The organism is Holdemania filiformis DSM 12042, from assembly GCF_000157995.1.
Lineage (GTDB): Bacteria > Bacillota_I > Bacilli_A > Erysipelotrichales > Erysipelotrichaceae > Holdemania > Holdemania filiformis.
On record NZ_GG657557.1, the window covers coordinates 91,149 to 98,930 of the forward strand.

General features: G+C 50.7%; 8 protein-coding genes. 3 read left to right on the top strand and 5 right to left on the bottom strand.

The features are described from left to right. Together HOLDEFILI_RS19730 and mgtE are read right to left on the bottom strand one after the other, a co-directional pair. A partial coding sequence (locus HOLDEFILI_RS19730) for a hypothetical protein (protein ID WP_039864603.1) occupies positions 1-208 on the bottom strand: 208 nt, incomplete at its 3' end. Between the two features lie 136 nt (positions 209-344). Beyond that, complete coding sequence (gene mgtE, locus HOLDEFILI_RS09365) at positions 345-1,676, bottom strand: magnesium transporter (RefSeq protein ID WP_006059390.1); 1,332 nt, start codon at positions 1,674-1,676, stop codon at positions 345-347. 442 nt (positions 1,677-2,118) lie between these two features. On the opposite strand from mgtE, the gene HOLDEFILI_RS09370 reads away from it, so the two are divergent. Then, complete coding sequence (locus HOLDEFILI_RS09370) at positions 2,119-2,613, top strand: hypothetical protein (RefSeq protein WP_006059391.1); 495 nt, start codon at positions 2,119-2,121, stop codon at positions 2,611-2,613. A gap of 392 nt (positions 2,614-3,005) precedes the next feature. On the opposite strand, the gene HOLDEFILI_RS09380 is transcribed toward HOLDEFILI_RS09370, so the two are convergent. From HOLDEFILI_RS09380 to HOLDEFILI_RS09390, 3 genes are read right to left on the bottom strand one after another with little or no spacing between them, the layout of a single operon-like run. Beyond that, positions 3,006-4,124, bottom strand: a complete 1,119-nt coding sequence (locus HOLDEFILI_RS09380; RefSeq protein ID WP_006059393.1) for an N-acetylglucosamine-6-phosphate deacetylase — start codon at positions 4,122-4,124, stop codon at positions 3,006-3,008. A 1-nt stretch (position 4,125) separates the two neighbouring features. Continuing rightward, positions 4,126-5,079, bottom strand: a complete 954-nt coding sequence (locus HOLDEFILI_RS09385) for a sensor histidine kinase (protein WP_006059394.1) — start codon at positions 5,077-5,079, stop codon at positions 4,126-4,128. Next, a complete protein-coding gene (locus HOLDEFILI_RS09390) occupies positions 5,076-5,756 on the bottom strand; it encodes a response regulator transcription factor (RefSeq protein ID WP_006059395.1) in 681 nt (226 codons plus the stop codon). The genes HOLDEFILI_RS09385 and HOLDEFILI_RS09390 overlap by 4 nt, the downstream gene beginning before the upstream one ends. 218 nt (positions 5,757-5,974) lie before the next feature. Here HOLDEFILI_RS09390 and HOLDEFILI_RS09395 point away from each other — a divergent pair, with 218 nt between their 5' ends. Then, complete coding sequence (locus HOLDEFILI_RS09395; protein ID WP_039864604.1) at positions 5,975-6,778, top strand: PTS sugar transporter subunit IIC; 804 nt, start codon at positions 5,975-5,977, stop codon at positions 6,776-6,778. Beyond that, on the top strand, positions 6,765-7,589 hold the full coding sequence (locus tag HOLDEFILI_RS09400) for a PTS system mannose/fructose/sorbose family transporter subunit IID (protein ID WP_006059398.1): 825 nt from the start codon (positions 6,765-6,767) through the stop codon (positions 7,587-7,589). The genes HOLDEFILI_RS09395 and HOLDEFILI_RS09400 overlap by 14 nt, the downstream gene beginning before the upstream one ends. Positions 7,590-7,782: the final 193 nt, after the last annotated feature.

Consider the following 7,782-nt stretch of genomic DNA (forward strand, 5'->3'; position numbering starts at 1 on the left):
CGGACAGGTTGACAGCCTCCTCCACAAACATTTCATCCTCCATGAAATCAGCTTCATCAAAACGCGTGCGGAAATCATCGCTCCAACCCGGGCAGTGTGGTCTGCGCGGCGGCGTTGGACGGTGCGGACGGCCGCATTCCATTGCGAAATCCTCTTCCGATTCCATCCAGCTGCGAGGAATCCGCAGTTCTCTTTCTACGTTTTCCATCGACATTCTCCTTTCCGGTCAAAATCTCGTTGACCCACTGTATACTATTGTTTCTGCGTTCCACGATCTGGGAGATCGCCAAGAAAGGAGAAATAAAAAGCACAGAGTTTTCCTCCATGCTTGTTCATCACGATGCTTACAGCGCAAACAGATGCGTCGCAATCGCAAAATAAATAATAATTGAACAGGTGTCAACAATCGTCGTGATTAACGGCGCCGCCATGATCGCCGGATCCAAATGCACCTTCTTGGCCAGCAACGGAAGCAGACAGCCGATCAGTTCCGCCAAAAAGACCGTACACATTAAGGAAATTCCCAGCAGAATCGCCAGCCGCGGATCCTGATACATGACGATGATCCGCAGACCATTGACCGCCGCCAAAGCCGCGCCGACAATCAGAGCGATCCGGCTTTCCTTAAACGCCACCTTAAACAGATCGGAGAAGCGGATCTCGTCGGTCGCAATGCCACGGATAACCAGCGTCGAGCTCTGCGTGCCGCAATTACCGCCGGTATCCATCAACATGGGAATAAACGAAACCAACAGCGGAATCGCGGAAATCGTTTCCTCGTAGCGGGAGATGATCGTGCCCGTGATCGTCGCCGAGAGCATTAAAAACAACAGCCACAGAATCCGGTGTTTGGCATGATTGAACACCGAAGTTCCGAAATAGGAATCGTCGCTGGGCTGCACCGCTGCCATCAATGCGATATCCTCTGCCATTTCTTCCTGATAAACTTCCATCGCATCGTCAAAGGTGACGATCCCGACCATGCAGTTTTCCGTGTCCACAACCGGAATGGAAATCAGCCGGTATTTCTGGAACAGCTTGGAGACTTCCTCCTGATCGTCGTGAGTCCGCACGGAAATGATATGCGTTTCCATCAGGTCGCCGATCAAGGCGTTCTCGTCGTTGAGCAGCAGGCTTTTCGCCGTCACAATGCCTAACAGTTTCTTGTTTTCGATGACGTAGCATGTGTATATCGTTTCCTGGTCGATGCCGACGCGTTTGATCTTCGCAATCGCCTCGCGAACGCTCATCGTCTTTTTCAGGTCGACGTATTCCGTCGTCATGAGGCTGCCGGCGCTGTCCTGCGGATACTGAAGCAGCTCGTTGATGCGCGAACGGGTTTCTTTATCGGTAACGTCGAGAATCCGCTCGACCACATTAGCCGGCATTTCTTCCAGGATATCGACGGTGTCGTCCATAAACATATCCTCAAAGATATCCTTCAGTTCTTTCTCTGTAAACGTGCTGATCAGCGCCTGCTGCATCTCCGTATTCATGTTGGTGAAAACTTCCGCCGCCGTCTCTTTGGCGATCAAACGGAAAAGGACGACCATGCTTTCCTGTGGGAATTGTTCCAGCAATTCCGCCAGGTCCACGCTGTTCATCTCGTTGAGTTCTTTTTTGATCTGAGCGTATTTTTTCGCGTTCAAAAGCTCAGTGATGTTTTTTACCGTCATACTTTGCCCTCCTTCAAGTTTGTTCTTCAAGTTCGCAAAGCATGAATAAAACGTCCTGGAGCTTTATTTTCGGGCAGACTCGCCCTCCAGGAGAGGAAAGAATGAATTTCTCGTTTTATTGATGCCTTGCCTGCAACTACCGCCCGGGTTATCCATGCTTTCCACCTCCCTCTTTTGCCGGAATTTCTTTCCGGCTGCCGTTTTTAGTTTATTTCCAATTTGTTAGGTTGTCAACATTTTTAACAAAGAATTTCACTCCGGAACAGCCGCAGATTTTTCCGCTTACCCCATCGCCGCGCGCTTATGGATAAACCTCGCTAAGGTGTCCGCTACGCAGCGGACCGCTCCGGTCATTCGTATGAAATAAGGGAGGGTGAAAAAAGGCCGCCGCCCCTGTCTTTTTCCGCCTGATGCTTTATAATAAAAGAAAGAGGAGAGAAAGATGAAAAGACTTCATTGGAAAGCGCTGCTGCGGATGGAGGAAATTCCTGCCGTATTTTTATTGATTCAGCTGGGCCTTGGGGTCTGGGAAAAACGAGGCTGGCCCATTCCGGTCCCCCTGTGTTCCATCAACGCGGGAGGGACTTGCCCGGACATCGACATCATCACGCCCTATTGCACCCGCATCACAGTCTATGATTACGCTTTTCTGTTCACCGTCTTCTTTCTCATCACGGTACTTTTGCTTTGGAAAACCCGGAAGAAGTCCCTGCTTCTGGAACTCGTCTACTGGCTGGGAGTCAGTCTTTATGCTTGGAGCGCCTGGTTTACGGAGTTTCAGGATTCATCGCGGAATTCGCTGCTTTATCTGGCGTTTCTGCGCTGGCTCACGCTGACGTTCTTCCGTGATCCGATCAATTTCTGCGGTTTTCTGCTGCTGGCCGGGGTGGGTTTAAAATCGTTGTTTACATCGCTTCGCGCGGTGTCAGGAGGATAAATAAATGCGTCAGGAAGTCGTATGTTCCCATTGTCAAGAAAGTTTTCATGTTCATTTCAGATCGTTCCTGTTGGGGCGGCTGGAATGTCCGCATTGTCATTCACACTTCCGGCTGATCCCTTCCTGGACGGTTTGTTTTCTGCTTGCAATCCTTGTTGTAATTCTTCCGGATGATCATGCATTCGCCGGACTGATCGTTTACCTGCTTCTCCTGTTTATCCTATTCTATTTATTTCTGCCGTTCTGGGTTCGCAATCATCTGATGAAAATTCAGCCCGTGACCAAAAAGCAGGACTGATTTAAACGATCAAAAAACTGAGCTTTCAGAAATGTCTGGCATTTCGTGAACTCAGTTTTTTTATTTATCGCAGGAAACAGCCGGCTTTGTTTTGTCAGCGTTCGGATAGAAGACAGGATTGTTCATCCACGATCGTTTCCACCCATTCCAGATCAGGGGTATAGAAGCTCCAGCCGCATGAATTTCCCGGTTTCAATGTCCCCCAGTTGTTCAGCTTCAAATTCCGCGCGGCATTCAGCGATAACATTCTTACCGCCTGCGGCAGCGGGATTTCCATCTTCCGCACCAAGGTTTTTAAAGCGTCGCTTAAATCGCAGGTGCTGCCGGCAAGCACACCGTCAGGTTGTACCATCGCTCCGCCGCGGATCACGCAGCCGTCGCTCAACACAGTTCCCTCAGGATAAGCATAGCCTGAATCCGCGCCGCTGTCCGAAACGCAAAGGATATGATCCGGCCCCTTGGTCAATGTCAGAAGCTTCATGACCGGCAGCTGCAGATGATAGCCGTCACTGATCATTTCACAGTCCAGCCGCGGATCGATCAGAGCCGAAGCAATTAACCCCGGATCCCGATGATGCAGGGAATGCATCGCGTTAAACGTATGTGTAATCTGGGTCAGTCCGACTTCGGCCGCCCTTTCGCATTGCGCATAATCCGCCGCCGTATGTCCGGCGGAAGCGATGACGCCATATTGGTTCAGCAGCCGGATTGCGGCCTCTGCGTCCGGCAGCTCCGGCGCGATCGTCATGATCTTGACGCATCCCGCGCTTTGTTTTAAAAAAGCTTCCAGTTCTGTCAGGTCGATCTTCTGCATTGTCACGGGGTCAATCGCACCGGCCTTTGCCGGATTCAGATACGGGCCTTCCAAATGCAGACCCAGAAACCGGGCGCCGGGATATGGCGTGGAAAACGCCTTGCGGTATTCAGCGATGATTTCCAGATAACGAGGGAAAGGCCGCGGTCCGATCGTCGCGCAGAAACCGCCGATTCCCCGCTGCGCATAGGCTTGCGCCAGACGCCGAAGATCTTCCGCCGGGGCTTCGCTGCTGAAACCGCGGAAGCCATGCGTATGCACGTCGATCAACGCCGGCATCCCGATTAAATCGCCTGAAGTCTGGGAATGGGTGACGGCTGTGATTTTTCCCTTATCCCATTCGATCACTGGATGGTTTTCCGTGATGCCGTCAATCCATGTACACTTTATTTTTCTCATTTTACCGTTCCTTCTCTTTCGCTAAAATTTTAAATTCCATACCCTGCGTTTTATTCTCAGCGAACACCTGGTAATCATACAGATTGGCAATCGACTGGACCATTGCCAGACCCAGTCCTGATTTTCCCTGTTCGCCTTTGACATAGGGATCAAAGATCTTTCTGAGCATTGCGGAAGGCAGCCGGATCCCGTCGTTATAGATCGCCAGGGACTGTGGATAACAACGGATTTTAATCGTCGTTTCCGCATAACGAACGGCGTTTTCAAGCAGGTTGTCGACGACGGTTTCCCAATGCTCAGGCTTGCCTTTAAACTTCACCGGATACAATGCCGGTTCAATTTGAAGACCGCGCTTCTCAATGAGCGGCGCAAACACTTCGATCCGGTTTTCAATCAGTTCTTTCATCGCCGTTTCCTGCGTACACGGTTCGTTCAAGGTGATCAGATGATTGATCCGGTTTAATTCCAGCAGCCGCTCAATTTCCTTCAACATTTTTTCAGAAACCTGATAAATCTGGCGATAATAAGGCTGAACCTGCGCCGCTTCCACATCGCCGTCCAGCAGCATCTCACAGGAAAGCATGATGACTGACAGCGGTGTTTTCAAATTATGCGATATATTTTGAATCATCTGACTTTTGGCATCGTGCATCGCCTGCAGATATTCCTTCATCGCGGCAATTTCCTTGTTCAAGTCGGTGATCTCATCATTCCGCGACAGCGCGATCGGTTTCTGATCGTAATTACCGACCCGGACCGCCTGGCAGAAATTGAGCATTTTCCGAATATCCAGCCGTAAAAAGAACAGCCAGCAGAGAATCGTCAGATTCAGCAGGATGATCAATACAACCAGCACCACCGCTGCCGGCGGAAGCGGATTGCCCAGCAGCAGCAGAACGCAGAAAATCAGGGAAATCCACAGCACGACATTGAAATCGCGGATCGATGTTCTCATAATCCGCTGACCCGGTAGCCTTCCCCATAGACAGTCTCAATCTGAAGATCCGGCAGTTTCTTGCGCACGCGCCGGATCGTATCATCCAGAACCCGGCCGCTGCCGTAGTAATTGGTGTCCCAGATAATCCGCAGGATCGTATGCCGGTCAACCGTGCGTCCGTCGTTTTGAATCAACAACAGGATTAAATCGAATTCCTTGGCGGTCAAATTGATCAGGTCTCCCTGCCACCACAGTCTCCGCGAGTGCAAGTCGATCTTTATCCGCCCGGCCTGCAGTATTTCCGGTGAAGCCTTCGCTGCGGTCGCCGGCGCGGTTCGGCGCAGTATATTAGTAATCCGCAGTACCAGTTCTTTTTTGGAAAACGGCTTGGTAATGTAGTCATCGCCGCCGATTTCCAGACCGGTAATCTTATCCAGCTCACTGTCCCGCGCGGATAGAAAGCAGATCGCCTGATTCGGATTGACCTCCCTGACGGCCTTCATTAAATCCAGTCCGGCCGTCGGAGTTTCCAGCATGATGTCCAGCAGCCACAAATCGAACTGGCGGTTGAGTCCGGCCTGGGCCGCGCGGGCTGAAGTGTAGGAAACGGTTTTAAAACCGGCGTTATTCAAAACGAAACAAATTAAATCATTCATCATCGGCTCGTCTTCGACGACAGCGATTCGTTGCGTCATATCCCATCCCTCTTTTCAAGTTTATTATACTGGTTTTCCCGGTTTTTACGAGGCTTATCCAAAGCAGACAGCTCCCTGAAAAAGTCAGAATTTCAGCTGATTGAAAGGCTTTTTCCGGGTTTATCCGCAATGTGTGAAAATGTCAAAAACCCGCGTAATCGCTTGTATGTCCGCTTTTTTCATGTTGAAATGAAGGCACAGATGAAAGGGGTAACATGATGCAAAATTTATTTCTAGCCGCACTGGTGCTGGCGGTCTTTGTGTATTTTGAACAAATGCTGATCAGTACCATGACCATTGGATCCAACCCGCCGATCTTGGGCGGAATCGTCGCCGGCCTGGTCCTGGGCGACATCCAGCTCGGCCTGTATATCGGGACCGTACTGACCTTGATGTCGTTAGGGATGTACACCTTCGGCGGGGCCGCCATTCCCAACTACTTTCTAGGCTCCGTTCTGGGAACGGCTGTCGCCATTCTGATGATGCGAGCCAATCCGGCGCTGGCTTCCTCCGAAGCGATCAACATTGCGATTTCCACCGTCGCCATCCCGGCTTCAATGGTCGGCATCGCGCTGGGATCCATTTCCACGATCCTGTGTACGGCCTTGGTTCAGATTATGGTCAAAGGCGCGGAGGAAGGCAATCTGAAAAAGATAAACCGGTCTTTCTGGCTTAACTGTTTATTAACGAACGGACCACACATGGCGATTCCGGTCTTCATCGGGATCTTATTCGGCAATCAGCTGGTGTCGCTCATTCAGATGATTCCTTCCGTCCTGCTGGGAATCTTCGATCTGGCCGGCGGTCTGCTTCCGCTCATGGGCTTTGCCTTATTGATGTCAATGATCAACATTAAACGCTACTGGCCGTTCTTACTGGCAGGTTATTTCTTAATCGCTTATACCTCCAGCACGATCATCGGTCTGACCTTTGCGGCCGCGGCGATCTGCGCGATTTACGCAATGATTAAAAATGAAGTAATGAAACAGAATGAGGAGGTTGTCGGCGATGAAATTGACTAAGGAAACGCTGCGCAAAATTAAGATCCGGCATATTTTCGGAATTCAGCAGACATGGTCCTACGACCGGATGATGGGCTCCGGCTACTGCTGGGCAATGCTTCCGGGCATTGAACAGATTTACCAGAACGATCCGGAGGGACTGCGGAAAACCTGCGTCGACAACATTCAGTTTTTCAACACCAGCGCCATTTTCTCACCGCTGATCACCGGCGTTCACCTGGCCATGATGGAAGCGGATCAGGAAGAAATCGGCCAGAATATCAAAACGGCGATGATGGGACCGCTGGCCGGCGTCGGCGATACGCTGGCGGGCGTGATCATCAATCCGGTCACAACCTTAATCGCCTGTCAGTTCGCGCTCACGGGAAACTGGCTATTATCCCTGGGTTTGATCTTACTTGTGCGAATCGGCTGGATTATCGTTCAGTCCAAGCTCTTTGATTTCGGCTATACCAAAGGTGTGGAAGCCATTGAAAGCACAACGAAAAACAGCCTGATGACCTCCGGCATTGAACTGGTAACGATGTTCGGCGCCGTGATCCTGGGTGGTTTTATCCCGTCCATGTTATCCGGAATCCAGATTGGATTGGAATATACCAGCGCGATCTCCCTTGAAGGTCAGCAGGCGGACAAGATCTTCAGAGTTCAGGAAATGTTTGATAATATCGCGCCCTATCTGGTTCCCATCGGCCTGGTCGCCGGCCTCTTATGGTTGATTAAGAAGAAAAATATGACCTCGACTCAGATTCTGATCCTGATCTTCGTTCTGGCCTCCGTCTGTTATTTCACAAAGATTTTAATCGTCGCTTAAATTGAAAATCCCCGCGAATTTGTCCGCGGGGATTTCCCCATGATCGCGGGGATGAATCATAAGCGGCAGTGCTGCCCAGATCTTACTTCCCCTTTCTCACAAAAACCGCTGGTCCTGCAGCGGTTTATTTATTAAATTCACACCGGTCGATTAATTCCCGGCTGTCAACGGCATAGGTTTCCAGGGTCAGCTG

Excerpts from the sequence above, each read along its gene's own strand:
- mgtE (WP_006059390.1), bottom strand. The coding sequence starts at position 1,676 with ATGACGGTAAAAAACATCACTGAGCTTTTGAACGCGAAAAAATACGCT.
- HOLDEFILI_RS09370 (WP_006059391.1), top strand. The coding sequence starts at position 2,119 with ATGAAAAGACTTCATTGGAAAGCGCTGCTGCGGATGGAGGAAATTCCT.
- HOLDEFILI_RS09380 (WP_006059393.1), bottom strand. The coding sequence starts at position 4,124 with ATGAGAAAAATAAAGTGTACATGGATTGACGGCATCACGGAAAACCAT.
- HOLDEFILI_RS09385 (WP_006059394.1), bottom strand. The coding sequence starts at position 5,079 with ATGAGAACATCGATCCGCGATTTCAATGTCGTGCTGTGGATTTCCCTG.
- HOLDEFILI_RS09390 (WP_006059395.1), bottom strand. The coding sequence starts at position 5,756 with ATGACGCAACGAATCGCTGTCGTCGAAGACGAGCCGATGATGAATGAT.
- HOLDEFILI_RS09395 (WP_039864604.1), top strand. The coding sequence starts at position 5,975 with ATGCAAAATTTATTTCTAGCCGCACTGGTGCTGGCGGTCTTTGTGTAT.
- HOLDEFILI_RS09400 (WP_006059398.1), top strand. The coding sequence starts at position 6,765 with ATGAAATTGACTAAGGAAACGCTGCGCAAAATTAAGATCCGGCATATT.